Source organism: Patulibacter medicamentivorans, assembly GCF_000240225.1.
Lineage (GTDB): Bacteria > Actinomycetota > Thermoleophilia > Solirubrobacterales > Solirubrobacteraceae > Patulibacter > Patulibacter medicamentivorans.
This window is the reverse complement of the sequence record NZ_AGUD01000299.1, coordinates 16,107-41,871: the sequence shown is the minus strand read 5'-3', so window position 1 is coordinate 41,871 and position 25,765 is coordinate 16,107. Positions and strand designations below refer to the sequence as shown.

General features: G+C 72.2%; 21 protein-coding genes. 1 reads left to right on the top strand and 20 read right to left on the bottom strand.

Features of this window, described 5'->3' with window-relative positions:
• Positions 1-21: 21 nt before the first annotated feature.
• The 5 genes from PAI11_RS21210 to PAI11_RS21190 form a co-directional block, all read right to left on the bottom strand.
• Positions 22-2,031 carry a hypothetical protein gene (locus PAI11_RS21210; RefSeq protein WP_040601260.1) on the bottom strand — a complete coding sequence of 670 codons (2,010 nt, stop codon included), beginning with the start codon at positions 2,029-2,031 and terminating at the stop codon, positions 22-24.
• Complete coding sequence (locus PAI11_RS21205; RefSeq protein ID WP_040601259.1) at positions 2,031-2,513, bottom strand: phage virion morphogenesis family protein; 483 nt, start codon at positions 2,511-2,513, stop codon at positions 2,031-2,033. Before PAI11_RS21205 ends, PAI11_RS21210 begins: the two co-directional genes overlap by 1 nt.
• Before the next feature lie 120 nt (positions 2,514-2,633).
• On the bottom strand, positions 2,634-4,529 hold the full coding sequence (locus PAI11_RS21200) for a tape measure protein (protein ID WP_040601258.1): 1,896 nt from the start codon (positions 4,527-4,529) through the stop codon (positions 2,634-2,636).
• Between the two features lie 581 nt (positions 4,530-5,110).
• The gene (locus PAI11_RS21195; protein ID WP_040601257.1) at positions 5,111-5,569 is read right to left on the bottom strand and encodes a hypothetical protein; all 459 of its coding nucleotides are present in this window, start codon (positions 5,567-5,569) and stop codon (positions 5,111-5,113) included.
• Positions 5,553-5,999, bottom strand: a complete 447-nt coding sequence (locus PAI11_RS21190; RefSeq protein WP_040601256.1) for a hypothetical protein — start codon at positions 5,997-5,999, stop codon at positions 5,553-5,555. Before PAI11_RS21190 ends, PAI11_RS21195 begins: the two co-directional genes overlap by 17 nt.
• A 177-nt stretch (positions 6,000-6,176) precedes the next feature.
• Here PAI11_RS21190 and PAI11_RS21185 point away from each other — a divergent pair, with 177 nt between their 5' ends.
• A complete protein-coding gene (locus PAI11_RS21185) occupies positions 6,177-7,157 on the top strand; it encodes a diacylglycerol/lipid kinase family protein (RefSeq protein WP_170320766.1) in 981 nt (326 codons plus the stop codon).
• On the opposite strand, the gene PAI11_RS21180 is transcribed toward PAI11_RS21185, so the two are convergent.
• From PAI11_RS21180 to PAI11_RS21110, 15 genes are all read right to left on the bottom strand, one after another.
• Positions 7,154-7,969 carry a class I SAM-dependent methyltransferase gene (locus PAI11_RS21180; RefSeq protein WP_007578539.1) on the bottom strand — a complete coding sequence of 272 codons (816 nt, stop codon included), beginning with the start codon at positions 7,967-7,969 and terminating at the stop codon, positions 7,154-7,156. The genes PAI11_RS21185 and PAI11_RS21180 overlap by 4 nt on opposite strands.
• A gap of 211 nt (positions 7,970-8,180) precedes the next feature.
• Positions 8,181-10,670, bottom strand: a complete 2,490-nt coding sequence (locus PAI11_RS21175; protein ID WP_007578537.1) for a RelA/SpoT family protein — start codon at positions 10,668-10,670, stop codon at positions 8,181-8,183.
• On the bottom strand, positions 10,622-13,072 hold the full coding sequence (gene recJ / locus PAI11_RS25655) for a single-stranded-DNA-specific exonuclease RecJ (protein ID WP_007578534.1): 2,451 nt from the start codon (positions 13,070-13,072) through the stop codon (positions 10,622-10,624). Before recJ ends, PAI11_RS21175 begins: the two co-directional genes overlap by 49 nt.
• A gap of 71 nt (positions 13,073-13,143) precedes the next feature.
• A complete protein-coding gene (locus PAI11_RS21165) occupies positions 13,144-13,413 on the bottom strand; it encodes a hypothetical protein (RefSeq protein ID WP_007578533.1) in 270 nt (89 codons plus the stop codon).
• A gap of 43 nt (positions 13,414-13,456) precedes the next feature.
• A complete protein-coding gene (locus PAI11_RS21160; protein WP_007578532.1) occupies positions 13,457-16,543 on the bottom strand; it encodes a protein translocase subunit SecDF in 3,087 nt (1,028 codons plus the stop codon).
• Positions 16,544-16,724: 181 nt separating this feature from the next.
• The gene (ruvB, locus tag PAI11_RS21155; RefSeq protein WP_007578531.1) at positions 16,725-17,831 is read right to left on the bottom strand and encodes a Holliday junction branch migration DNA helicase RuvB; all 1,107 of its coding nucleotides are present in this window, start codon (positions 17,829-17,831) and stop codon (positions 16,725-16,727) included.
• On the bottom strand, positions 17,828-18,424 hold the full coding sequence (gene ruvA, locus PAI11_RS21150; protein ID WP_007578530.1) for a Holliday junction branch migration protein RuvA: 597 nt from the start codon (positions 18,422-18,424) through the stop codon (positions 17,828-17,830). The genes ruvB and ruvA overlap by 4 nt, the downstream gene beginning before the upstream one ends.
• Positions 18,421-18,912, bottom strand: a complete 492-nt coding sequence (gene ruvC, locus PAI11_RS21145) for a crossover junction endodeoxyribonuclease RuvC (RefSeq protein WP_007578529.1) — start codon at positions 18,910-18,912, stop codon at positions 18,421-18,423. The genes ruvA and ruvC overlap by 4 nt, the downstream gene beginning before the upstream one ends.
• Positions 18,913-19,007: 95 nt before the next feature.
• On the bottom strand, positions 19,008-19,757 hold the full coding sequence (locus tag PAI11_RS21140; RefSeq protein WP_007578528.1) for a YebC/PmpR family DNA-binding transcriptional regulator: 750 nt from the start codon (positions 19,755-19,757) through the stop codon (positions 19,008-19,010).
• 504 nt (positions 19,758-20,261) lie between these two features.
• Positions 20,262-21,395, bottom strand: coding sequence for a glycosyltransferase family 4 protein (locus PAI11_RS27925; RefSeq protein ID WP_007578527.1), 1,134 nt, complete (start codon positions 21,393-21,395; stop codon positions 20,262-20,264).
• On the bottom strand, positions 21,392-22,420 hold the full coding sequence (locus tag PAI11_RS21130) for a glycosyltransferase family 2 protein (protein WP_040601255.1): 1,029 nt from the start codon (positions 22,418-22,420) through the stop codon (positions 21,392-21,394). The genes PAI11_RS27925 and PAI11_RS21130 overlap by 4 nt, the downstream gene beginning before the upstream one ends.
• Positions 22,417-23,433, bottom strand: coding sequence for an NAD-dependent epimerase/dehydratase family protein (locus tag PAI11_RS21125; protein ID WP_007578525.1), 1,017 nt, complete (start codon positions 23,431-23,433; stop codon positions 22,417-22,419). Before PAI11_RS21125 ends, PAI11_RS21130 begins: the two co-directional genes overlap by 4 nt.
• Positions 23,430-24,203, bottom strand: coding sequence for a class I SAM-dependent methyltransferase (locus PAI11_RS21120; RefSeq protein ID WP_007578524.1), 774 nt, complete (start codon positions 24,201-24,203; stop codon positions 23,430-23,432). The genes PAI11_RS21125 and PAI11_RS21120 overlap by 4 nt, the downstream gene beginning before the upstream one ends.
• Entirely contained in the window at positions 24,200-24,967 is a 768-nt protein-coding gene (locus PAI11_RS21115) for a class I SAM-dependent methyltransferase (protein ID WP_007578523.1), read from the bottom strand. Before PAI11_RS21115 ends, PAI11_RS21120 begins: the two co-directional genes overlap by 4 nt.
• Positions 24,964-25,734 carry a sugar phosphate nucleotidyltransferase gene (locus PAI11_RS21110; RefSeq protein WP_007578522.1) on the bottom strand — a complete coding sequence of 257 codons (771 nt, stop codon included), beginning with the start codon at positions 25,732-25,734 and terminating at the stop codon, positions 24,964-24,966. The genes PAI11_RS21115 and PAI11_RS21110 overlap by 4 nt, the downstream gene beginning before the upstream one ends.
• Between the last annotated feature and the right edge of the window lie 31 nt (positions 25,735-25,765).

The following is a 25,765-nucleotide window of genomic DNA, read 5'->3' as shown; positions in this document are numbered from 1 at the left end:
GCCTCGGGCGCTCCGGGGCGGCTAGACCCGGCGGACCCCGAAATGGACGTGGTTGAAGTGGTTGCCGGCTTGGGCGCTGGACATGCGGTACAGCATTTGGAAGCGGTACCCGCCATAGGTGCTGTTGACCGTGCCGGAGCCCTTCCATTGCATCTTGAACATCTGGCCGAGCTCACGAGCGAGCGCATCCATCTGCGGCGTTGGGCTCGACCCGTTCGACATGTCGGCGGCCCAGGCGTCCGACGGCGGCCCCTGGTGGTCCGAGCGGTTGCCGCCCAATGTCGCCCCGTGCCGCGCGTTCGCGGCAGCCACCGATGCCGCCGTCACGTCAATCCCGTGCTTCCGTGCGACCGGCAGCACGATTTCGTCGATGATGCGCTTCGGTGAGCCGGCGGGGTTCCGCACGACCTTGCTGCTGGCGCCATACGACGTCTTCCCGCCGATCGTGCTCGTCGTATCCCGCTGCCGCAGCTGCGGGGCCGGCTCGAGCTTCTTCGCGCCGCGACGGCGCAAGGTGACCTCAGCGATGTTCGATGTCGTCGAATCGATACGGACCGTTTGAACGATCCAGCGGCCGTCCACCGGCCCCTCGTCGTCGACCATCACAACCATGCCCGGCATCAGCGACCAGGTGTCCTTCAGGGCGATCTCCACGACGAGCTCTGACGCCTCACGTCGGTGATCCCACGACCAGGTGAGGCCGTGCGCCTCGGTCATCTCGCGCGAGATCGACATGACCGGGGTGCCGCGGATCAACTCGTTGTCGGATGCGTAGCTGATGGTGTTCGCGCACGCCCAGCGATGCCAGTTGACCTCCTCGGCAAGCTGGCCCGTGGCGTCCCAGTAGTTGGATCGCGTCTTGTTGCCGGCGGCGCCGGTGCGGAACGCGTACTGCGCCTTGTAGTAGGACGCCGTGGCCGTGTCACTATCGGACGACTCCGCTCCCACATCGGAGTTGCGCTCAAGCCAAAGAGCGACCGTGCGAGTTGCTTCCGCCTCCCACTGGCCGAAGGCGCCGGGAGTGTTGGCGACCTGGACCGCGTCGACCATCTGCCCGAGATTGCCAGAGCCGTTTCGGACGCTGCCATGCTTCTGCTTCCAGCCCGGAGCGCCCCTGTCGCCACCAGTCAGGAACCGCTTGCACGACGCGGTTGGGTCCATCGCGGACCTCACGCTGCGCGTCCACCCGGACTGTGCGTTCGTGCGCTGCTGGAACGGGCCGCGAACATCGGGGGCGATGCTGTTGCCACCGATCTCGAGGCCGGCATTCGTCTCCTGAGTCACGCACATCACGACCGCGATCAGCACACGCCGCGAAGCCTCTAACCGATGCGCCTCCGTGAGCACAGCATCGAGACAGCGCAGCTGCGCGCTGTTCGCGAGGCGGCGCTTCACCTTCACCTTCGACGCGGCAGGGCCCCATCCTGAGATTGCCGGCGCGGACGACTTCACGGCCTTGGCAGCGTCCTTCTTGGTCTTCGGCTCTTCAGGCTCGGCGATCCGCTGCTTGTCGTGGAGCTCGGGAATGTAGGTGGCGATGCCGCCGCCCTTCTTGACGGCCCGAACGAGCCGGTACACGAACTCGGCACGGGTCGTCTTGCGTCGCGACTCCTTCACCGGTCGGTCGTGCTCCCGCATCCACGCCGCCACGCGGTCCTCGCAGGTGAGTGTCCACCCGTCATCTGCCCGGTCGATCCGTGCAAGGCGCCACCAGACGCGGCGCCAGCGCACGTCGATGCCGTCGAGTAGCTGGTCCTCGTTGGCGTCGAGTAGGACGCGCAGCGTGCCAGCGCCCGCCGGATCGGCGACCGCGATCGTGACTGTCGCCGCCGCATCTAGGTCAAGCTCTACCGGCAGGCTCGTGGCCTGCTCCGTGACCTCTGCGACGAGCTCGTGGCCACCCTTCGCCTTGGGTCGGTAGAGGCGGACGACGTCCTCGTCCGTGGCCTGTGGGCGAACAGGCAGCCTCAGCCACGGCTTTGCCGTGACGGCCTTCTTCGGCTTCCTTCGGGACGAGATCGTGACCGCCATCAGATGCTTCTCCCCATGATGTGCGACTCGTTTGCCAGCACCCGACGTTGGATCGCCTGCACGATCTCCCGGCGGACGCTCTCAGGCGGTTCGACGGGCCGACGGCGCGGCATCTTGGACGTGCCGCGCTGGTGCAGGAACGCGTACGGCACTGCGGTGCCCCACTCCAGCAGGTCGCCGTGGACCCGCTCAACGTGGTCGGGACTCCGCTGGTTCGTCAATGAATCGAGCATTCGCCCCGTCGCCTGGAGAACGTCTGGCGGCAGCCCCTTCGCGCGTTTCGCCGCCAGAGTCGCTGGAGCAAGCGGAGCCCATCCGCCAGATCCGTACTGGCCCTCGGACTGGAACTGACGCTTGGTCGCCTCGCGCAAGATCGAGGCGATAGGCCCCCACGCTTCCTCCATGTCCCCGAGGTCGTGCTTCACCCGACCAAGCATCCGCATCACGGGTGCCTCGCCGAGAACCGAGATCTCTAACTGCATTCAGGACCCCTTGTGCGTGCCGAGTGCGTCTCGACACTTGATGACACGGCCTTGGCGCCAGTCCCAAGCTGGCTGGACGGTCCAGGTGCCGTTGACAGCGAGCTAACGGACGGCACAGGACTAGCGTGCAAGCTCGACCACCTCGTTTGCTTCCTTCACCGCGTCCAGCAGAACTCGCTTGTCCAGCCGAACCTGCGTATGCACCACGACCGTCCGGCCACCCAGCGGCGCAGCGCGACCCTGGCGCTCACGGACCGCGCGCTTCGTCGCAGGATGCTGGGCGGGGTTGATCCGCGTCCCCTTCGGAAAGACCGCGAGCTCAGGCCCACGCTCGCCAACGAGCGTCTGTTCATCGCGACCAGTCGTGCCACCGGTCGCTCGCGCGCGAAGGTACTTGGCGCCGGCACGCTTACCGTTCCAGACGAACCCAGGCATCTGTGATGCGAGGAGCTTCCTGGCCATCTTGTCGCTCAGCGCCCCGCCGTTACGGCGCTGCTCGGCACGCATCTCGCGCTCGAGATCCGGGTTGTCGGCCTTCCAGCGGTCGTAGGCAGACTTCAGTCCCCTGCGGCCCCCAGCACGCTTCCGTGCGTCGTTCGCCTGACCGCGCAACTTGCGAACTCGCGGATCGGTCTCCGCGGCGTACTGCGCATCGATGTTGCCCTGGATAGCGCTGTCGAGCTTGTTGGCGATCAGCACGCCAGCTGCGATAGCGAAGGCCGGCCCCATCAGTCGACCCAGGCGACGGCCCAGGCCCGGCATCCGCTTCGAGGCGGACGCGCCAATGCTGTCCACCAGCGCGGTGCCAGCGCGCTGTCCGACCGACAAGAACGGCAGGCGAAGCCGTCGCCACAAGAACGCCACCGTGAGCAACTGGCCCCACGGGCCCATGCTGACGAACCCCCTGACGAACGCCTCGGCAGCGCGCGGAGCGGCGGACGCTAAGGCGTTCGCGACCGCCGTGATGATCTTCGGCGTCTGCTCCTCGACACCATCCGCAATCCACTTTCCGACCCCAGCGTCCTTGAACGCCTTGCGCGCGTTGCGAATCAGCGGGCCGAACTCCTTCTTGGCGACGTCGAACGACAGCCTCACCCGCTGGTCGGTCGAGAGATCCTTGCGCTGGAGGATCTTCGCGACACCACCAGCGGTACGGCCGGCCGCGTCGTACCACGGCCGCGTGAGCTGCCCCAACTGCTTCGCGAGAACTTCGCGAAGCTGCCCGACCTGGCCCTCGGTCTTCTTCGAAAGGCGCCTTGCGGCCCCCTTCGAGGTCAGCTGCAACGTGCGCTCGATTGCCGGCAGCGCCTGCTCGGCGCTGATCTGGCCCGACTGCATCACCTTGGCGAACTCCGCCGACGTGTAGCCAAGCTCCTTCGCCAAGGCTCGGCGGTTGACCCCGACCGAGTCAGTCAGCTGGTTCAGCTCCTCCGCTTGAAGCGCTCCTCGAGAGACCACCTGGCCCAGCGCAAGCGCCGCCTGCGGCATGACCTCAGTGATCGCCTTTCCGGACGCCGCAGATGCGTCGCCAAGCGTCTTAACGAGTGGCAGCACCTTCGCGATATCCAAGCCTGCGTTGAGGAGCCTCTGGACGGCCTCGCCAGTGGTTCCGGGGTCCAGCACCGGCGAGTCGAGCGCAAGAGCCTGAATGTCCTTCATCAGAACCGCGGCCTTCGACTCGGACCGCAACATCGTCGCGAAGGCAACCTCCTGGCGATCCTGCATCTGGTTGTACGCGGCTCCAGTACGGGCCGCCTCAACCGCCATGCCCGTGCTGGTCAGCGCCCCAGCTGCGGCAACGAACTTCGCCACGCCGCCGGCCGCGCGACGAAGATCTGAACCTAACCCAGCGGTGGTCCTGCGGACCTGACCAAACGCGCCGCCCATGATCGTCCCGGTGCGGGACGTCGACCTTCCCAGGCTGGTGACCGACGCCTCGACGCCTCTGACCTCCCTGGCCGCCGCCTTGCCGCCCCCGACTCGGACGCGGATCAGCACCTCGTCAGCGGTCGCCATCAGCAGCCGTCCTGAGCTGGTAATCGAGAGTTGCTCACGGGTTCATCCTCGCGTGGGTGGCGGACGTTCTTCGAGGCCTGTGCGCGCAGCGTGCGTTTGCGTCGAGAACCGCGACACCACACGCAGTCGCGATAGGCGTTCTGGGGATGCTGCCCGTTAGCTGCCGCATCGCGGTCGACCTCGGCCGTGGCCGCCTCGCGCGCGCAAGGGCCTCGCGAAACTCGCGGTATCCCGACTCGACGCGCGAGGTCACCAACGCGCGATCTGCCGTCAGCGCGGACGGGCGACCGGTCACAGCGGGCGCTCCCTCAACTGGCGGTATCCCCTCGCTGCCGCGCGCTCGCCATCGGTGGGGTCTCGAACTGGCAGGCCGAGGTCCGCGGCCGCGACGTAGGCCGCAGAGAGTGCGAGACGCCGCGCTGCCGCCTGACGCACCTGCGGCGCCCCGCCGCCATGCCGCCGACACACCGTTCCTCCCGGAATAGCGGTGAGCTTGCACCGCTTTCCGGTGCTCTTGGCTTTCGCTCGGCATGTCACACCGAGCGGCACCGCTCCATGGGGTGAGCCAAAGCTAGCGGCCTTCATGGGGTCCCCTCCGCTGCGTGTCCAAGGTCGACGACTCGTTCGAGCTCCAGCCGGTCGGCGACCCAGGTGAGTGCCTCGCCCAGTTCCTTGCCGTCGTCTTCCGCTCGGAAGCGGGCATTGTCGACTGCTGCCGCGATGCGTTCGATGACATCTAGGTCCGTCACCGTGCGCTCACACGCATCCGTGTCGGAGTGCCCGAGCGCCTCAAGCGCGTTGAGCGTCGATCTGGCGCCCTCGATCGCCTCGGTCGCCCAGAGGTGCCTCTCCTCCTCGGAAAGGTCCGGAGAGAGGCATCCCATGCGCAGCAGGCTGTCGGACAACTCGCTGAGGTGCCGCGTGAGCTCTCGTCGCACCGCGTCGCGTTCGGCAGCGGTGAGCGGAAGGGCCCACGCGAGGGCCGGCAGGCGCCGGTACGTGCCGGGGATGCGCCTGTGGGGTTCAGTCGTCCAGCTCATCGTCCGTCCTCCAGATCCCCAATCGGTCACCGACCGCCTGTAGCCGCGCGTTCAGGGGTCGACACTCGGCCATCGCGAGCTCGTTCGCGTTGTCGACCACAACGCCGATGCGTGCAATTGCGTTGCGATCGTGAATCGTGCGCTTGCGGCGAGACCCTTCGGTGACTCGCAGCAAGCGCAACGCAGCGAGCAACGAAGTGGCCTCGTCGATGGTGTCGTTGGCGTGCCACGTGCATTGGCGCGCGTCACTCGCAGGGCCCTCAACGAGCGAACGAAGCTCGCCCGCGTTCCACGTCAGACACTTGACCAGCTCCTCGCGAATGGCCCTCCGCTCCGCGCTCGACAGGTCAAGCGCGTCGGGCGGAGCAGGCAGCGCACAGCACGCGCCAGGGAGCCGCTCGGTGCGCTCGATCGAGCAAGGGGCAGTCATCGCCGGGCCGCCCTGCCAGACGCACGCTCCACGCACATCAGCGCGTCACCGAGCGTTGCTGGACCGTCCCCCTGAACGGGGCCGCGTGCCGGCTCCAGGGCATACGTGGGAACGCTGCGTAACCCGCCACACGATCCGGCGGGTAACGGACGGACGCCTGCGGTGTCTCCAGTCTGCGTGTCCGCCTCCGTGGAGTCCTCGTCGCCCCCTGCCGCCACGGCGCTGACCTCGACCGAGCGGCGCCGGCTGCAGGTGATCGTCAACCCGAACGCGACGACCACCAACGCGCGCCTGCGCAGCCTCGTCGTCCACGCGCTCGACCACCGCTACGAGATCGCCGCCGTCGACACCGAGGCGCCGGGGCACGCGACCGAGCTGGCGCGCCAGGCCGTCGCGGCCGGCGTCGACGCGGTCGTGACCCTCGGCGGCGACGGGACGGTCAACGAGGTCGCCAACGGCCTGGCGAACAGCGGGGTGCCGCTGGTGCCGCTGCCGGGCGGCGCGACCAACGTCTACCACCGGCTGATCGGGATGCCGAGCGACCTGGTCGACGCCACCGAGCACGTGCTCGCGCTCGCCGACCGCTGGCAGCCGCGTGCCGTCGACCTGGGCCGGATCGGCGACCGCTGGTTCACCTTCGCCGCCGGGATCGGGCTCGACGCCGACGTCGTCAAGCGGGTCGACGCGCGCCCGCGGATCAAGGCGCGGTTCGGGCCGTGGTTCTTCGCGTCGGTGGCGGTGTCGACCTTCCTCCGGCACTACACGGTCCGCCCGCCGCGGCTGGTGCTGGAGCTGCCGGACGGCGCCGCGCTCGAGGGCGCGACCGCCGTCTTCCAGAACGCCCGCGAGTTCACCTACTTCGCCAGCTCGCCGGTGCGGCTGCTGCACGACGTCACCCTCGACTCGAGTCGGATCAGCGGCGCGGTCCTGCGCCACACCCGCCCGACGATCATGCCCGGGATCATGGCCCGGGCGCTGGTGCCGCGGCTCGAGGTGACCGGATCGCGCGCGGTCCACCCGGCCAGGGACCTGACCACCGCCACCCTTCGCAGCGCCGACGACCGCGCGCTGCCGTTCCAGGTCGACGGCGACTACGCCGGCCAGCTGACCAGCGCCGAGCTGGGCGTCGGGCCCGGCGCGCTGCACGTCGTCAGCTAGCGGGCGGCGCCTGGCATCCGCCCGCCGCGACGGAGCTGCGGCGCCGTCGGGTCCAGCTCGGCCTCGTAGGCGACGTGCGGGACGGCCATCGCGCCCTTGGCGTCGAGCGTGTAGAAGGCGCGGGCGCGGATCCGGAAGCCGGCCTGGTGGAGCCACTCGCGGAGCCCGGCGACGTTGGCCTGCCACCAGCCGTAGTCGGTCCAGCCGGTCTGCAGCCGAGCGGCCGCGCGCCGCGGCGAGGCGATCGAGAGCCGGACGTTGACCTCCTCGGCCACCAGCAGCCGACCGCCGGGGCGCAGCACGGTGCGAACCGCCTCGAGCGCGCCGATCGGGTCGCGGACGTGCAGCAGCAGGTCGCTGAGGACGATCTGGTCGAAGGTCCCGCCGGTGCGGCCGGGTTCGATCTCGTAGATCGGCGTCAGCACCCGCTCGACCCGCGACGCGCGCAGGCGATGGGCGAGCTTGAACCGCTCCCCCGGCTCGGCGTCGCCGCCGTCGGCCAGCAGCCGCGGGCGGTTGCGGGGCGGCCACTCGGCCTGGTCGAAGCGCTCGAGGTCGATCGCGGCGACCCGCTCGGCGCCGCGCTCCTCCATGGTGAAGGCCCAGTAGCCGTCGAAGGTGCCGACGTCCAGGCAGTGCTGCCCGCGCAGGTCGCCCGGCAGCAGTACGCGCGACATCTCGCGATGGTCGACGGTGCCGTCGGTGAAGACGCCGGGACGGACCTCGATCGTGTGGTACCACGGCTGCCCCAGCGCCTCGGCGAGGATCGCGTCGTCGTCGCGCGCGTCAGGGCTCTGCTCGGCGTTCGGCACGGATCGGCACCCTACCGGCGCCGCCCCCGCGACCGCCCGCCGGGGCCGCTCGGGATGGCGAAGCGCGTCGCCCTGACGGCGCCGCCATGGGTCGCGGCGTCATGCCGCCGCGCGCGCCAGCAGGTGGCGTCATTCGACCGCGTGGAGCGCCACGAATCCCCACCACCTCGACCGAGATCCGAAGCGTCTACGTGCGCCTCACGCCACCCGCCTAGGCGGAGGGCGTGATCCGGAAGGCGTCGAAGACCGCGTCGATGTTGCGCAGGCGGTTGATCGTCGAGCGCAGGACCTTGGTGTCCCCGACCTCGACCACGAACCGGTTGCGGACCATCGGCGGGGTGGTCGTGCAGACCGCGCTGACGATGTTGACGCCGGTCTCGGCGAAGACGCGCGTGAGGTCCTCGAGCAGCCGATGACGGTCGTAGCCGTCGACCTGGATCTCGACCTTGAACGACTGCTGGTGCTGCCCGGCCCAGTCGACGGGCACGAACCGCTCCGGGTCCTTGCGCAGCTGCTGGGCGTTCTGGCAGTCGTCGCGGTGGATCGTGATCCCGCGGCCGAGCGAGACGTAGCCGACGATCGGGTCGCCCGGCACCGGGCGGCAGCACTTGGCCATCCGCAGCATCACGTCGCCGACGCCGTCGACGGTGACGCCGTAGCTCGACGCTGTGCCGGTCGGCTGGCGCCGCGCGACGTCGGGACGCAGCAGCTGCTCGACGGGGCCGGCCGGCTCGTCGTCGGCGGCCTCGCCCTCCTTGAGGTGCTTGAGGACCTTGTTGACGACGACCTTCGGGCTGACCTTGCCGCCGCCGACCGCGATGTAGAAGTCGTCGGCCTTCTTGTAGCCCATCTCGTGGATGACGTCCGCCAGCAGCGGCGACCCCACGATCCGCTGGGCGGGCAGGCCGGCCTTGCGCAGCTGCTCCTGCAGCAGCTCGCGGCCCTGGTGCTCGGAGTCCTCGCGACCGGCGGCCTTGAACCAGGCCTTGATCTTGCTGCGGGCGCGGCTGGTCTGGGCCAGCGAGAGCCAGTCGCGCGACGGTCCCCGCTCGCGGTTGGCGGTCAGGACCTCGACGATGTCGCCCGACCGCAGCTGGTAGCTGAGCGGGACGATCTTGCCGTTGACCTTGGCCCCGACGCAGCGGTGGCCGACGTCGGTGTGGACCTCGTAGGCGAAGTCGACCGGCGTGGCCCCGCGCGAGAGCGACTTGACGTCGCCCTTGGGGGTGAAGACGTAGACCTCGTCCTCGAACAGGGCGACCTTGAGGTCGTCCATGAACTCGGCGGGATCGTCGTTGTCGCGCGAGGTGTCGAGCATCGCGCGCAGCCAGGAGAACTTGTCGCCGTCGGAGCGCGCCTCCTTGGCGTTGCCGGCGGCGGCCGCGAGCTCGCCGGGGCGCGCGGTCGCGGTGCCGCGCTCGGGCGCGCTCTCCTTGTACATCCAGTGCGCGGCGACGCCGAACTCGGCCGTCCGCTGCATGTCGTTGGTGCGGATCTGGATCTCCAGCGGCCGCCCCTCCGGCCCCACCACCGTGGTGTGGAGCGACTGGTACATGTTGGCCTTCGGCATCGCGACGAAGTCCTTGAAGCGGCGCGGCAGCGGCTTCCAGAGCGCGTGGATGACGCCGATCGCGCCGTAGCAGTCGTTCACCGAGTCGACCACGACGCGCATCGCGGTCAGGTCGTAGATCTCGTTGAACTCGCGACCCTTGCGGGTCATCTTCAGGTAGATCGAGTAGAAGTGCTTGGCCCGGCCGGAGATCTCGGCATCGATGCCGACCGCCTCGAGCTCACGACCGAGGTACTCGCCGGCCTTGGCGACGTAGGTCTCCCGCTCGCCGCGCTGCTGGTTGACCAGGCCCTTGATCTCCTGGTACTTACGCGGGTGCAGCGTCGCGAAGGCCAGGTCCTCCAGCTCCCACTTGATCGCGTGGATGCCGAGCCGGTGGGCGATCGGTGCGTAGACCTCGAGCGTCTCCTTGGCGATCTCCAGCTGCTTGGGGCGCTTGTGGTGCTCGAGCGTGCGGGCGTTGTGCAGCCGATCCGCGAGCTTGATCAGGATCACGCGGACGTCCGCGGCCATCGCCACGACCATCTTGCGGTAGTTCTCCGCCTGCGCCTCGTCGCGGCTGGTGAACTGGATCCCGTCGAGCTTGGTGACGCCGTCGACCAGCAGCCGGACGTTGGAGCCGTAGCGGGTCTCGATCTCCTCCAGCTCGGCGGCGGTGTCCTCGACGGTGTCGTGCAGCAGCGCCGCGACGATCGCGTCGGTGTCGAGCCGCATGCCGGCGCAGATCTTCGCCACCTCGGTCGGGTGGGCGATGAACGCCTCCCCCGACTTGCGCCGCTGGTCGCGGTGGTGCAGGCAGGCGAAGCGGAAGGCGTCGTCGACCCGCTCGAGGTCGACCGGCGAGCGATCCGGCTCGGCGTGCTCGGCGATCACCGCGTGCAGGTCCGCCCGCAGCGACAGCTCCTCGGCGGTCAGCGCCTCTGGCCCGCGCTCGGCCTCGTCGTCGGCGGGCTCCGGTGGCGTCGGGACGTGGTGGCCGGCCGCCAGGTCGGCCGCGCTGAGGCCGATCCGCTCGCGGGTCCGCTCGTCGGTGACGGGAACGCCGCCCCCGTTGCGCTGGTCGTCGGCGTCGCGGGCGACGCTCACGGTGCCGGTGACGGCACCCGGACGGTCGTCGTGCCGCTCAGCCATCGCTGCCGCTCCTCGTGGCGCGCGGTCCACGCACGGTGGGTGTCGCCGGCCTCGAGCGGCCGCACCGGTCCCGGCCCGATCGCGGCGACTCGCTCGGCGCGGTCGACGACCACGGCCCCCGACTGCTCGAGGACGCGCAGCAGCAGGCCCAGCCACCAGCCGCAGCGCTCGTCACCGGCGAGCGCCGCGACCGCGGTCGGGCCGCCGTCGCGCAGGCGCCGGTAGAGCGGTTGTGCGCCGGAGCGCAGATCGTGTTCGCGTCGCAACGCATCCACGGTGAATCGTAGCTCAGGGTCCCCCCACGCCCGCCACCGCGAGAGCCCGTCGAGCTCCTCGACCGCCGCCAGCTGTACGGCGTCACTCGGCGGGTCGAGCGCGACCAGGTGGACGGTGCCGTCCAGCGTCCGCGGCGTGCGGGCCACCGACCACCAGTCGGTCAGCGCGAAGCCGCCGACCACGGACGCCAGCTGCGGGGCCCGGCGGGCCGCGTCGGCGGTCACGACGGTGACCGGGTCGCCGCTGGCCACCAGCGCGGCGATCGCGGCCGCGGGACCGGCCGCCGAGCGGTCGGCGAAGGCCGCGCCCCAGCCCCCCGAACGGCCGTCGCCGTCGGCGATCGGGAACGGGTCGGCCGCGTCGAGCACCGCCAGCGCGACGTCGGCCGGGTCGCCGTCCAGCCGGTCGATCGCCGCGGGCGCCGGGGCCGCCAGCTCGCGGACCCGCAGGCGCGGCGTGACCGAGCCCCGGAACGCGTGGCGCTCGAGCGCGTAGCTGCCGGTCAGCGGCCCGTCGGCGACCGGCAGCCGATCGCGGCCGAACGCGACGGCGGCCACGCGCGACCCGCCGCTGCGAAGGGTGAACGCCATGTGCAGCCCGGCCGCCCCGAGCGGACGCGGAGCCTCCGCCCAGCCGGCGGGGACCAGCAGCACCGGCTCCGGGTTGCCCTCGCCGAAGGGACCGAGCCGGGCCAGCTCCTCCGCCAGCGCCATCCCCAGCTGCTGGCCGCCGACGACCGCGTCGACCCGCTCGACCGGCGTCAGCGCCGCGACGTCGAGGTGCTGGGCGGCGTAGGCGACCAGCGCCACCCGGAAGTCGCCGATCGCGTCGGTCGGCAGCGTGCAGCCGGCGGCGGCGCGGTGTCCGCCGTGGCGGGTCAGGTGCTCGGCGCAGGCGTCGAGGCCGGCCAGCAGGTCGAAGCCGGGGACCGAGCGCGCCGAGCCGCTGGCCTGCTCGCCGTCGATGCTCAGCAGCACGGCCGGGCGCTGGAACCGCTCCACGATCCGCGAGGCGACGATCCCGACCACCCCGGCGTGCCAGCCCTCGCCGGCCAGCACGTAGAGCGGCTGCTCGCCCTGGGCCGTGGCCTGCTCCTCGGCCTCGCGCAGGATCCGGGCCTCGAGCTCGCGGCGGTCGCGGTTGGCGCCGTCGAGGCGGTCGGCCAGGCGACGGGCCTCGACCGGGTCGTCGCAGAGCAGCAGCGCGACGCCGGTGTCGGCGTGCCCGATCCGGCCGGCGGCGTTGATCCGCGGGGCCAGCCGGTAGCCGACCGCGGTGCTGTCGACGTCGGCGGGCGCGGTCGACGAGACGTCGAGCAGGGCGCGCAGTCCGGGACGGCGGGCGTCGGTGATCGCCGCCAGGCCCTGGCGGACGATCCAGCGGTTCTCGCCGGTCAGCGGGACGACGTCTGCGATCGTCGCCAGGGCGACCACGTCGAGGTCGATGTCGGCGTCGGCCGGGTCGGCGCCCGCGGCCTCCAGCAGCGCGCCCGCCAGCCGCCAGGCGACGCCGGCCCCGCACAGCTGCGGCGCCGGATAGCGGGTCGCCGCCGCGTCGGGACCGCCGTCCGCCGGCGGGATCCCCGGGTGGACCAGCGGGACGTCTGGGAGGACGCCGTCGGCCCGCGGCCGGTGGTGGTCGGTGATGATCAGGTCGAGCCCCAGCCCGCGCGCCAGCGCCGCCTCGTCGACCGCGGTGATCCCGCAGTCGACGGTGATCACCAGCCCCGCGCCCTCGGCCGCGAGCCGCCGGACGGTGTCCGCCGCCAGGCCATAGCCGTCGTCGATCCGGTGCGGCAGGAACCAGCTGGCGTCGCCGTCGATCTGCCGGATCGCGCGCACCAACGTCGCCGTCGCGCAGACGCCGTCGCAGTCGTAGTCGCCGTGGACGACGATCCGGCTGCCGGCGCGGACGTGGCGCAGCACCTGCCGGGCCGCGTCCCCCAGGCCGTCGAACGCCGACAGCGGATGGTGCTCGTCGGCGGCGAGGAAGTGGCGGGCCGCCTCGGGATCCCCGAGGCCGCGCCGGACGAGCACCTGGGCGGCGACGTCGCCGAGGCCGGTCGCCTCGCGCAGGCGGGCGACAGCGTCCTCGGAGGCGGGCGGGATCTCGAAGCGAACGTCCACGGACCCCGAGGCTACGGGGTGGGGACGACGAGATCGGGCCGCGCCCGCGGCCCCGGCGCCCGCCTGGCCGGTCAGGCTTCCCGCTGCGCTTCGGCGCGGGCGCCGACGAGCCAGAGCGCCGCCAGCGCGACCAGGCAGCCGGGGATGCCCAGCAGCACGGTCGCGACGTCGGTGTCGGCACGGCTGGGCAGCGAGAGGCCGCTCAGCAGCAGGCCGCCGACGATCCCGCCGAAGATCGCCGCGGCGAAGGCGCCGACGATCCCGCCGGCGAACTTGTCCGGGACGAAGACCGCGAAGTGCCACACGGCCAGCGAGATCAGGACCCAGGTCAGGATCGCCACGAGAGGACCTCCGTCGCGTCGTTGGTGCTGGTCGCCGGCGGCCTCATCGCGGCCTCCCGTGACGACGCGGCTGCTTGCTCTTCTTCGATCCGCGCGGCTTCTCGTCGCGCATCACGACCTCTTCCGGGCTGAGGTCGGCCGCCCGGTCGGGGTGGTCGACCGTCGGCGCGCCCTCAGGCGACTCGCCCGGGGTCGAGCCCGCCTGCGGTCCGGCCGGACGGACGGGCGGCTCGGCGGCCGGCTCGGGCTTGGCCCGCCGCGACTGCCGCTTCTCCGCCTTGTCGGCCTTCTGCTTGGCCGCGGCCGCCTTCGGCTCGCGCTTGGTCGCCTCGTCGATGCCGAGGTCGGCGACCATCTGCCGGAACTCGCTGGCCGAGACCGCCGCGCCCTCGGGCTCGGGCGCCGTCAGCCGCGCGCGCTTCTCGCGCTGGGCGAACGGATCGACCTCGCCGGCGCCCTTGGCGCTGTCGGGGTACGGGGGCAGCGTGCCGCCGTACTGCGCCATCAGCCGCCGGCGGCGGGCCTTGAAGGCCGGCAGCCGCTCGACCCACTCGGTCAGCACCGGCGAGGCGATGAAGACCGACGAGTAGGCGCCCGACAGCGTGCCGACGAGCATCGCCAGCGCGAAGTCCTTGAGCGTGTCGCCGCCGAACAGCAGCAGCGCCAGGGTCGGCAGGCCGGCCGAGAACGACGTCACCAGCGAGCGGCCGAGGACCTCGCTCATCGAGCGGTTGATGATCTGGCTGAAGGCCGCGGACGGCAGCCGTTTGAGGTTCTCGCGGACGCGGTCGAAGACGATGATCGTGTCGTAGAGCGAGTAGCCGATGATCGTCAGCAGCGCGGCCACCGTCGAGGCGGTGATCTCCGCCCCGGTCAGCGCGTAGATGCCGGCGGTGATCAGCAGGTCGTGGATGACCGCGATCAGGATCGGCATCGTGTAGCGGAGGCCGAACCGGAACCAGATCACGAACGCGATCACGGCGAACGACGCGATGATCGCGATGATCGCCTGGCGCGCGACGGTCTGGCCGAAGGTCGGCCCGACGCTGTTGGTGCTGAGGCCGGTCCGCTGGTCGACGCCGACGTCCTTGGCCAGCGCGTTGCTGACCTGCTGCAGCTTGCCGCCGGTCAGGTCCTTGGTGGCGATCTGGAAGCTCGTCCCGGGCTTCTGCGCCGCCTTGCCGCTGAGCTTGACCTGCTGGATCTTGGCGTCGGCGAGGCCGAACGGCCGCAGCGAGTCGCGGACCTGGTCGACCGTCGTGCCCTGACGGGCGGTCGCCTTGATCTGCGTGCCCGACTCGAAGTCGATGCCGAAGTTCAGGCCCTTGGAGCCGATCGCCAGCGCGCCGACGGCGAGGATCACGCCCGACATCGCGAAGAACCACTTCGAGGCTTTGACGAAGTCGAAGCGGTGCCAGATCGGATCGCGCTTGCGGGCGCCCAGCATCGACGGGTGGGTGATCAGCCGGGAGCGGCCGACGAGACCCAGGATCGCGCGCGTCAGCACGATCGCGGTCAGCATCGAGATCAGGACGCCGACGCCGAGGTTGAGCGCGAAGCCCTTGACCCCGGCCGTCGCGACCATGAAGAGGATGAAGGCGACGAGGAACGTGATGACGTTGCCGTCGATGATCGCCGACAGGCCCTTGCGGTAGCCGTCCTTGATCGCGCGCGGGACCGATCTGCCGGCTTGCAGCTCGTCCTTGACGCGTTCGAAGATGACGACGTTGGCGTCGGCGGCGACGGCGATCGTCAGGATCAGGCCCGCGATGCCCGGCAGCGTCAGGACGATCGGGATCAGCTTGACGAGCGCCAGGAAGAAGACCGAGTAGACGACCAGGCCGACGATCGCGATCACGCCGAGCGCGCGGTAGAACGCGAGCAGGAAGAGCGCGACGCCGATGAAGCCGGCGATGCCCGCCAGCAGGCCCTGGTCGAGCGCCTCCTGGCCGAGGGTCGCGGAGACCTGCTGCTGCGAGATCTCGGTCAGCTTCAGCGGCAGCGAGCCGGACTGCAGCTGGGTCGCCAGCGCCTGGGCGCTCTTGATCGTGAACCCGCCCGAGATCTCCGACCCGCCCGAGCCGCTGATGCCGTTCGGGTTGTCGATGAAGTCGATCTTCGGCGTCGAGACCAGCTGGTTGTCGAGGACGATCGCGAAGTGGTTCGAGCAGCGGTCGCCGGTCTGGACCCGGTTCTCGCCGACGACCGGGGCGCAGTTGGCCTGCCCGCGCTGGGCGATCGTCTTGGTGACGTTCTTCCAGACGTCCTGCCCGTGCGAGGAGAACTCGAAGACGACGTTCGGCTGGTTGCCGGCGCCCGGCCGGCTGTCGAAGCCCTGGGCCGGGTTCTTGATGTCCTTGCCGAGCAGCGCCGGGCGGTCGAGGATCGTGAACCAGCGGTTGCCGGCCTCGGTCACCTTGCCGTCGCGGGCGACCTCGTTCTCGGCCTGGATGACGCGGTAGCCGTCGGGGACCTTGACGAACCGGCGCGGCTTGGACGGCGGCTGGTTGCGGAGGATCCGCTCCGTCTTCGTGCTGGTCGCCAGCTCGCGCTCGGTGCCCTCGGGGCCGGCCAGCACGGTCTTCGCCTTGTCGTCGACCAGGTACCACTGGCCGCCCGGGGCACCCGCCTGAAGCGCCTGCGGCTTCAGGTTCTTGACCCGCATGATCGCGTCGTACTGCGTGAGCGCCGCCGGCGACTGCCGCGAGCCGGCGAACGGCCCGCCGGTGACCGCCTGGTCCGTCGGGCTCGGCTGCCCGTCGGGGCCGACGATGTTGGCCTCCCAGTCGTAGAACCACATCTGGGCGGTCGTGCCGACCGTCCGACGTGCTTCCTCCGGGTTGTCGGCCGACGGCAGCGAGACCTCGATCTGGTCCTTGCCGGACTGCTGCAGCTCGGCCTCGGCGACGCCGAGGCTGTTGACCCGCTTCTGCATCACGTCGATCGTGCGCTGGATCGAGTTCGAGTCCAGCGTCTCGCCGCGGAGCGGGCTGACCTTGTAGATCAGCTGCACGCCGCCCTTCAGATCCAGTCCGAGCTTGGTCGGCTTGGCCGCGAGCGCGACGCCCGACGCGACGACCAGTACGGCGACGGCGAGCAGGATGAGGAGGTTGCGGCGACGATCGGTCATGGCGCGAGTCGGAAGGGTACCCGTCGTCCGGCCGGACCGAGCCGCGGTCGGATCGCGCGCCGGTTCTTCGGCGACGCGATCGGCGCGTGACGGGGATCACGCAAGATAGGCGGTCCGACGGCGGGTCCGCTCTGCGCCCGGCCCGCCGCCGTCGACCTGGAGACAGCGACGGACCCGAAGATCAGCCGGTGGGCGGTGTCAACCCGAGGTGCTCGAAGGCCGACGGCGTGGCGACGCGGCCGCGCGGCGTGCGCTGGAGCAGGCCCCGCTGGAGCAGGTACGGCTCGTAGACGTCCTCGATCGTGTCCGCCTCCTCGCCGACCGCGGCCGAGAGCGTCGCCAGCCCGACCGGCCCGCCGGCGAACATCGCGCAGATCGAGCGCAGGATCTCGCGGTCGAGGCGATCGAGGCCGAGGCTGTCGACGCCGAGCAGGTCGAGCGCCTCGGTCGCGGCCGCGGCGGTCACGCGGCCCGCGGCGCGGACTTCCACGAAGTCCCGCACCCGTCGCAGCAGCCGGTTCGCGACCCGCGGCGTGCCACGGGCCCGGAGCGCGATCAGGGCGGCCCCCTCCTCGTCGACCCGCAGGTCCAGCAGCCGCGCCGAGCGGTGGACGATCGCCACCAGGTCGTCGAGCAGGTAGGGCTCCAGCCGGTGCTGGAGGCCGAAGCGATCCCGCAGCGGCCGCGAGAGCAGGCCGGCGCGGGTGGTGGCGCCGACCAGGGTGAAGGCCGGCAGGTCGAGCGTGACGACCCGCGCGCCCGGGCCCTGGCCGATCGTGACCGGCAGCTGCCGGTCCTCCATCGCCGGGTAGAGCGTCTCCTCGAGCGCGCGCGGCAGCCGGTGCAGCTCGTCGACGAAGAAGACGCTGCCGGGCTCCAGCGCGGTCAGCAGCGCGGCGACGTCGGCCTTGCGCTCCAGCGACGGGCCGGCGGTCAGGACGAACGGCGCCTCGAGCTCCTCGGCGAGGATCCGGGCGAGCGAGGTCTTGCCGAGGCCCGGCGGGCCGGCCAGCAGGACGTGGTCGAGCGGCTCGCCGCGACCGCGCGCGGCGTCGATCGCGATCCGCAGCTGGTCGCGGACGTGGTCCTGCCCGGCGAAGTCGTCCAGCGACCGCGGCCGCAGCGACAGGTCCTCGACGTCCTCGCCGGAGCGCGCGGTCGGGTCGGGCAGGCGGACCGGCGTCCAGCCGTCGTCGGCGGCAGCGGCACCCGCGCCGAGGTCGTCCGGCGTCCGGATCCCGCTGCCGAGCGGACGTCCGAGCGGGTCGTCGGGGTCGCCGTAGCTCACTTGCGGGACCTGCGCAGGGCGTCGGCGATCAGCTCGGCGGCCGTCTCGCCCCGGGCGACGGCGAGCAGGGCATCGACCTCGGCCAGCGGCAGCCCGAGCCCGAGCAGGCCCTCACGGGCCTCCCCGACCGGCGACCGCGGGTCGCCGAGGCCGGCCGGCAGGGATGCGTCGCGGCCGAGCGTCGCATGCCCGGCCAGCTTCTCCTGCAGCTCGGCGACGATCCGCTCGGCCAGCCGCTTGCCGATCCCCGGCGCCTGCTGCAGCCGCTTGGCGTCGCCACCGGCGATCCCGGCGGCGATCTCGTCCGGGGTGCCGCCGGAGAGCACCGCCAGGGCCATCTTCGGCCCGACGGCCTGGACGCCGACCAGCAGGTGGAAGAGATCCCGCTCGGCCTCGTCCGCGAAGCCGTAGAGCGTCATCGCGTCCTCGCGGACCGCCAGGTGGCAGAGCAGCTCGACGTCGGCCCCGATCGGCGGCAGGCCCGCGATCGTGGTCGTGGAGCACCCCAGCTGGTAGCCGACGCCGCCCGGCGTCAGCAGCACGACGGCGTCGGCCCGGCGCTCGTGGACGGTGCCGCGGAGGAGCGCGATCACGCCGGCAGCGCCGCTCGCAGCGGCGCGTGGTTGGCGTGGCAGATGGCGGCCGCGAGGGCGTCGGCGGCGTGGTCGGGCGCCGGGGGCTCGGGCAGTCGCAGCAGCGCCTGGACCATCCGCTGGACCTGCCCCTTGTCGGCGCCCCCGCGGCCGCAGACCGCGCCCTTGATCTGCTGCGGGGTGTAGTCGCTGCAGGGCACGCCGCGCTGGGCGGCGGCCAGCAGCGCGACACCGCGCGCCTGGCCCACCAGCAGCGCGCTGGAGGCGTTCTTGCCGAAGTAGAGCGACTCCATCGCCAGCGCGTCCGGGCGGTAGTGGTCGAGCAGGTCGGCGACGGCCTGGTGGATCCGCCGGATCCGGTCGGGAAGCTCGCCTCCCGCGGCGGTGGCGATCACGCCGCCGTCGAGCGCGAGCAGCGTGCTGCCGCGCCGCTGGACGACGCCGAAGCCGGTGTTGGCCAGGCCGGGGTCGATGCCCAAGACGATCACCACACCGTCATTCTGCGGGGAGCGTCGGACGCCTGCACGCGAACGTGCGTTCCTGTCGCCGCAGGTCGCGCCGCGCCGGCGTCCGCGCCGCCTGCTCAACCGAAGACGCGCTCGAGCACGTCGTCGTCGACCTCGAAGTTCGCGTGGACCTCGCTGACGTCGTCGTTGTCGTCGAGCGTGTCGATCAGCTTCGCGAGCTTCGTCGCCTGCTCCTCGTCGAGCGGCGTGCGGACCTGCGGGCGGTAGACCAGCTCGGCGCGCTCGTACTCGATGCCGGCGGCGTCGAGCGCCTCGCGGACCGCGGTCAGGGAGCCGGGCTCGGAGATCACCTCGAAGCTGCCGTCGTCCTCCTCGATGTCCTCGGCGCCGGCCTCGATCGCGACCATCAGGTCGTCCTCGTCGTGCTTGTCGCCGTCGACGACGATCACGCCCTTCTTGTCGAAGAGGTAGGCGACCGACCCCGGTTCGCCGAGGCTGCCGCCGTGCTTGGAGAACATGTGGCGGACCTCCGACCCCGTGCGGTTGCGGTTGTCGGTCAGCGCCTCGACCAGGACCGCGACCCCGCCCGGGCCGTAGCCCTCGTACATCACGGCCTCGAAGTTGGCCGCGTCCGCCCCGGCCCCGGTGCCCTTGTCGATCGCCCGCTGGATGTTGTCCTTGGGCATCGAGGCGTCCTTCGCCTTCTGGACCGCCAGCGCCAGCGCCGCGTTGCCGACCGGGTCGCCCCCGCCCTCCTTCGCCGCCACGGTGATGTGGCGCGCGAGCTTGGTGAAGAGCTTCCCGCGACGCGAGTCGACGATCGCCTTCTTGTGCTTGATCCCCGCCCATTTCGAGTGCCCGGCCATGCAGGCCAGCGTACCGCGGGGGTCGCTCCGACGCCGACGCGGAGCGCCGCGCGGCGCGGCCGCCGTCAGGCCGGGCGCACCGACGCGAACGGCGACGGCGGGTCCTCGACGGCGCACCCCCCGTGGCGCGGCCGAGGACCCGCGGTCCCACTCTCAGGAGTCCGTGATGTCTCATGGACCGTCGCGGCGATCGATCCGACCGACCGGCTCGCAGCCCTACGTGACCCCCCGGACACGCGGACGCGGTCGCCTGGTCGGCCGGCGATCACCAGAGGATCGTCCCAGGTGGAACCCCACCACCGCCAGTGGGGTGCCCACCCCACTCTTTTCCCCGACCGACCCTGGCGAACGTCGTACGCGAGCACCCGGATTCGGCGGCTCATCGCCGTGCGACGCGGCGCTACCGCCGGCAGCTCGACGCCGATCGGCGGTCGCCGGCGCGCCCGTGGACGACGTCCGCCGCGTCAGCGCGGCGGACCACCACTCGTCCGGAACCGCAGGACGTCAGGCGGAGAGCGCGGCCGCGTACAGCTCGAGCGTGCGCGCCGCGTGCCCGGCGACGCCGAGGTGGTCGACGGCGGCCCGGCAGCGATCGCGGACGCCGTCGACGGCGGCCAGCTCGAGCGCCTCGCGGATCGCGCGGGCGAGCCGCTCGGGAGTCGCCTCGCGCGCGATCCGGCCGACCGCGTCGTCGGTGATGACCTCCGCCGGCCCCTCCCCCGCGAAGGCCACCGCGGGCGTGCCGCAGGCCAGGCTCTCGGCGACCACCAGGCCGAACGCCTCGTTGAACGAGGGCAGCACCGTGACCCAGGCACGGCGATAGGCGTCGACGAGCGCCGGTCGCTCGTCGAGGTCCCGCAGGCGCACCCCCGGCACCGCCTCGAGATCGCGCTGCAGCGCCGGGTCGCGCGGCCGGGACACGAGCAGCTCGAGGTCCCGGCGCTCGCGGCGCAGGAGCGCCAGCGCGTCCAGCAGCAGCGGCAGCCGCTTGGCCCCGCTGGCCGGGTCGGACGAGAAGAGCAGCGTCGGGACCGGGTCCCGCGGGACCGCCTCGTCGATCGTGAACGCGTCGAGGTCGACCGGCGGCGCGACGATCTCGCTGCGGACGGCGAAGGTCCGCCACAGCCGGTCGGCGGCGAAGCGGCTCAGCGTCGTCACCACCGCCGCCCCGCGGGCGGCGTCGACCAGGCCCTCCAGGCGGCCGCGCTGCGCGACCGCCCACGGCCGGTCGGGCGGCCCCATCACGCTGACCACCAGCGGCAGCCGCGGCAGCCGCCCTGGCAGGCGCCGCCGGCACCCGATCACGCGCGCGGCCAGCACCGCCTCGGTCGGGTAGAAGGCGTGCAGCAGCTGTCCCGGGTTCGCGACCAGCAGCGGCGCGGCGAGCGCGTGGTGGGCGGCGTGCTCGTCGTAGCGATGGCGCAGCAACGTCCGCCGCGACGGGCGCGGCAGGCGGACGATCTCGAGCCCGTCCTCGACCCCGCGCGTCGGGGTCCGGCCGGGCTGGCCGCAGACGAGCCGTGGCCGGTGGCCCTCGGCGACCAACCCGTCGGCCAGCAGCCGGATCGCGCGCTCGGACCCGCGCCGGACCTCGGGCCAGAAGGTCGGGTGCAGCAGCGTCGGGCGCAGCGCGCTCACAACAGCACCGTCCGCTCGCGCGCCGACCAGACGACGAAGCCGGCGACCCGCGCGCCATCGACCAGGACGTCGCCGGGCAGCTCCGTCATCCCCCGCGCCACCCCCCGCCAGCTGCGGCCGTAGCGGGTCACGTGCCAGGCGACGTAGGGCAGGGTCAACGCCGCCGGGCGGACGTCGCGGCGGGCGAGCGCCCAGCCGGCCCCGGCGGCCGCGACCAGCAGCCAAGCGTGGTTGGGGACCCAGAAGACGCCCAGCGGGTAGTGGCCGCGCAGCTCCGGGTGGCGGCGCTTGAGCCGCGTCGACTCCCCGAAGCGGGTGCTCGTGCGCAGCCAGCCGCGCAGGCCCGGCGTCTCGACCGCGTGATCGACCACGGCGTCGGGGACGGCCACCCACGGCGCTCCCCGCTCACGCATCCGCCACGCCAGGTCGGTGTCCTCGCCGACGCTGCCGTAGCCCTCGTCGAGGCCGTCGACCGCCTCGAGCAGCCCGCGCGGGAAGGCCATGCTGCAGAGCTCGGCCCAGGCGGTCGGCGGGGCGAACCGCTGCAGGCGCGGGCGCGGCGCCCGCATCGCGATCTCGTGCTGGTCGGGATCGATCGCCGCCCCGCCCTGCAGCAGCCCCTGCGGGTGCTCGGCGTGGGCGGCCAGGAACGCGGCCAGCCAGCCCGGTCGCGGCCGGCAGTCGTCGTCGGTGAAGGCGATCAGCGGCGCGCGGCCCAACCGCCAGGCGATGTTGCGCTTCTGCGACGCCACCAAGCCCTCGGAGGCGATGATCGCGGCGATCCCGGAGCGCACCAGCGGGTGCTCGCGCGCGGCCTCCAGGACCGGTGTCCGCTCCGGTCCGTGGACGACGTTGACCTCGTAGGTCGTCCCGGCCGGAAGCTCCTGGGCGGCCAGCGCGTCGAGCGCCCAGAGCAGTCCGACGCGCCGCCCGGCGGTCGCGATCACGACCGAGACGTCCGGTGCGGCGGGGCGATCCGGCCGACCCGCCCCGTCCGCCGCCCCCGCACCGTCCGCCGGGATCACGTCGCGATCGCGTCCGGGTGCTCGCGGTACCAGGAGATCGTGCGCTCGATGCCCTCGTCGAGGCCGACCAGCGGCGCCCAGCCGGTCTGCTCGCGCAGCTTGGTCGAGTCGACGTACTGACGGTCGATCTCGCCCGACGGGGTGCCCTTGCCGCGGATGTCCGGCTGCAGGTCGACGCCGCTGACCCGCACGACGGCGTCGATCACCGACTTGACGCTGTGCGGTCGGTCGCCGCCGGCGTTGAACGCATGGCCGCGGGCCTGCAGCGGCTCGTCCGGGCGATCGGCGTCGGCGTCGAGCTGGTCGCAGATCGCCAGGTAGGCGTTGGCGGCGTCCTCGACGTAGAGGAAGTCGCGCTCAGGCGAGCCGTCGGAGCGGATCACCGGCGCGCGCCCGCGAAGGACCGCGGCGATCGCCTCGGGCAGCAGGCGCGAGCGGTTCAGGTCGCCGCCGCCGTAGATGTTCGCCAGCCGGGTGACCGCCGTCGGCACGCCGTAGGTGTGCCAGTAGGAGCGGGCGATCAGGTCGGTCGCCGCCTTCGACACGTCGTAGGGGAACTTCGGCTGGAGGGCGAAGTGCTCCTGGTACGGCAGCGTCTCGTGGGGGCCGTAGGCCTTGTCCGAGGCGGCGACGATCACGCGCTCGACGCCCTGCAGCCGGCAGGCCTCCATCAGCACCCAGGTGCCCTTGATGTTGGCCTCGAAGGTCGAGACCGGCGAGCGGTTGGCGGTGCCGACGATCGTCTGCGCGGCGAGGTGGAAGACGGTGTCGCACTCGTACTCGCCGATCGCGCGCTCGACCACCCCCTCGGCGACCAGGTCGCCCTGGACGACGGCGCATTGGTCCTCCAGGCCGTCGAGCCGCAGCATCGACGCGCGCACCTGGTCGCGGCGCAGCACGGTCACGTGCGCACCCCGCTCCAGCAACGCGCGGACCAGCCACGCCCCGAGCATCCCGTAGGCCCCGGTGACGAACACCGAGCGACCCCTCATCGACTGTCCGAACCCCGTCATCGGCGCGCATCCTTCCAGAAGCCGGTCCGCCGTCCGAGCGCGGCGGAGATCCTGCGTGGCGTGAATCGTCGATCGTCGGCACCGATCGGGTGCTCGAACGCCCCGGCCCGCGGCACGGGGACGGCGGCCGCGGCCGCGCAGTCGGCGAGCAGCCCGGCCAGCCAGGCGTCGAACTCCTCGGCGGCGACGTGGACCCGCTCGCGAGCCGGGATCGACCCCTCCCACCACCAGGCGAGCACCCGCTGGTCCTCGGGCACCCGCTCGTGGGTGCCGGGCGGCAGGTGGCGGCCCTCGGCGGCGAGCAGGTGCGGCTTGTGGGTCAGCACGAACCCCTGGCCCAGCGGAGTCGCCTCGACCTCGCTGATCCAGCGGTGGTGCGACCAGCCGACCCAGTGGCCCTGGACGCCGTAGGTCAAATCCTCGATCGGCGCCGGGACCTCGACGTAGCCGGCCTTCGCGACCCGCGACAGCTCGCGGCAGACGAAGACCGGGTCACGGACGTCCTCGAGCGTGTGCGAGCAGAGCACGACGTCGAACTGGTCGTCCTCGAACGGCCACGGATCGGGACCGCAGATGTCGGCCTGGACCCAGCTGTCGGCCGTGAACCGCTCGTCGGCCGGCGCGCTGTGCCCATAGAGCCCGCGAGTCTCGTACGGCAGCAGGTCGATCACCCAGTCGGCGCGGGCCAGCGGGGACGCCCAGCCGCCGACGTCCAGCACCACGGCGTCGTCGGGCAGCTCGGCGAGCCGCTGGAGCGCCTCGGGCCTCACGGCTTGCGGGCCGACATCTGGATGTAGGTCTGGCGCATCTCCTTCTCGCCCGGGGGGCGGAGGAAGCCGTGGCGCTTGATGTCGACCCAGCCGGCGGTCATCAGCCACGCCTTCAGCGTGGCGAGGTTCGGGACCCACCAGTTGAACGGCGTGTTGAGGGTCTGGAAGCTGGCCATCGGCTGCCGCGGCGCGCGCAGCGTGGCCGTCTTCGAGAACGCCTCCATCATGACCAGCCGGCCGCCCGGCTTCAGCTGGGCCGCGAGCCGCTCGAGCGCGCCGACGGGGTCGCGCAGGTGGAGCAGGATCGCCCCGACGAAGACCAGGTCGTACTCGCCCTCGAGATCGTCGACCTCGAGCTTCTGGACGTCGACCTGGACCCGCTCGACGCTGGAGCCGAGGATCCCCTTGGCCAGCTTGAAGCCGCGGCCGAGCTGCATGTTGCGCTCGGCGGCCTCCCGCAGCAGCCGCTCGCGGTGGATCGGCGGCCAGCTGGTCGCGTCGAAGTCCGGCAGGTCGAGCGCCGTCACGGCGGCGCCGCGCTGCTCCATCGAGAACGCCCAGTGACCGTCGAAGGTGCCGACGTCGATCGTGCGCATGCCCGAGAGGTCGTCCGGCAGCACCTTGGCGGTGATCGGCCGGTGGTCGACGAAGCCGGGCGTCACGACGCCCGGCGCCAGCTCGATCGCGTGGTACCAGACCGGGTTCTCGGCGATCGCGGCGCGGGCGGCCGCGACCTTGTCCTGGTCGACGGTGCCGGCGCTCATCGCGACACCCCGGCGTCGAGGCCGAGCGTCACCAGCAGCTGACGGTCGCCCCAGGGCGCGACGCCGGCGTCCCACAGCTCGTTGAGCCGGCGCGCGTCCTTGTAGGTGTCCATGCAGGCCCAGAACCCCTCGTGATGGTGGCTGTGCAGGCGGCCCGCGGCGGCGAGGCGCTCCAGCGGCTCGCGCTCGAGGACGCAGTCCTCGTCGAGGACGTCGAAGACGTCGGGCTCGAAGCGCATGAAGCCGCCGTTGATCCAGTGCGTCGAGCGCGGCTTCTCGCGAAATCCGGTGATCGCGCCGTCGTCGGCGATGTCGACGACGCCGAACTGCAGCTCGGGCCGGACGACGGTGACGGTCGCCGAGCGGCCGCCGCCCCGATGGCGCGCGTCGAGCTCGGTGAGGTCGATGTCGGCGACCCCGTCGGCGTAGGTCAGGTGGAACGGCTCGCCCGCGAGCTGGTCGCGGAGCCGGTAGACGCGGCCGCCGGTCTCGGTGTCGACGCCGGTGTCGATGCACCGGACCTCGACCCCCTCCGGCCACCGGATCGCGGCCACCGCCTCGCTCAGGAGGTCCGCCTTGTAGCCCGCGGCGAGCAGGAACCGGCGCTGCCCCTGGGCGGCGTAGATCGACACGACGTGTTGGACGATCGGCCGCCCGCCGACGTCGACCAGCGGCTTGGGCAGGGTCTGACCCGCCCCTAGACGGGTGCCCCGTCCGCCGCAGAGGACGACGACTGGGAGGTCATCGGGAGTGTGCTGGCCTTCCACGGCGCCGGAGTCTAGGGCCCGCCGCGGCCCC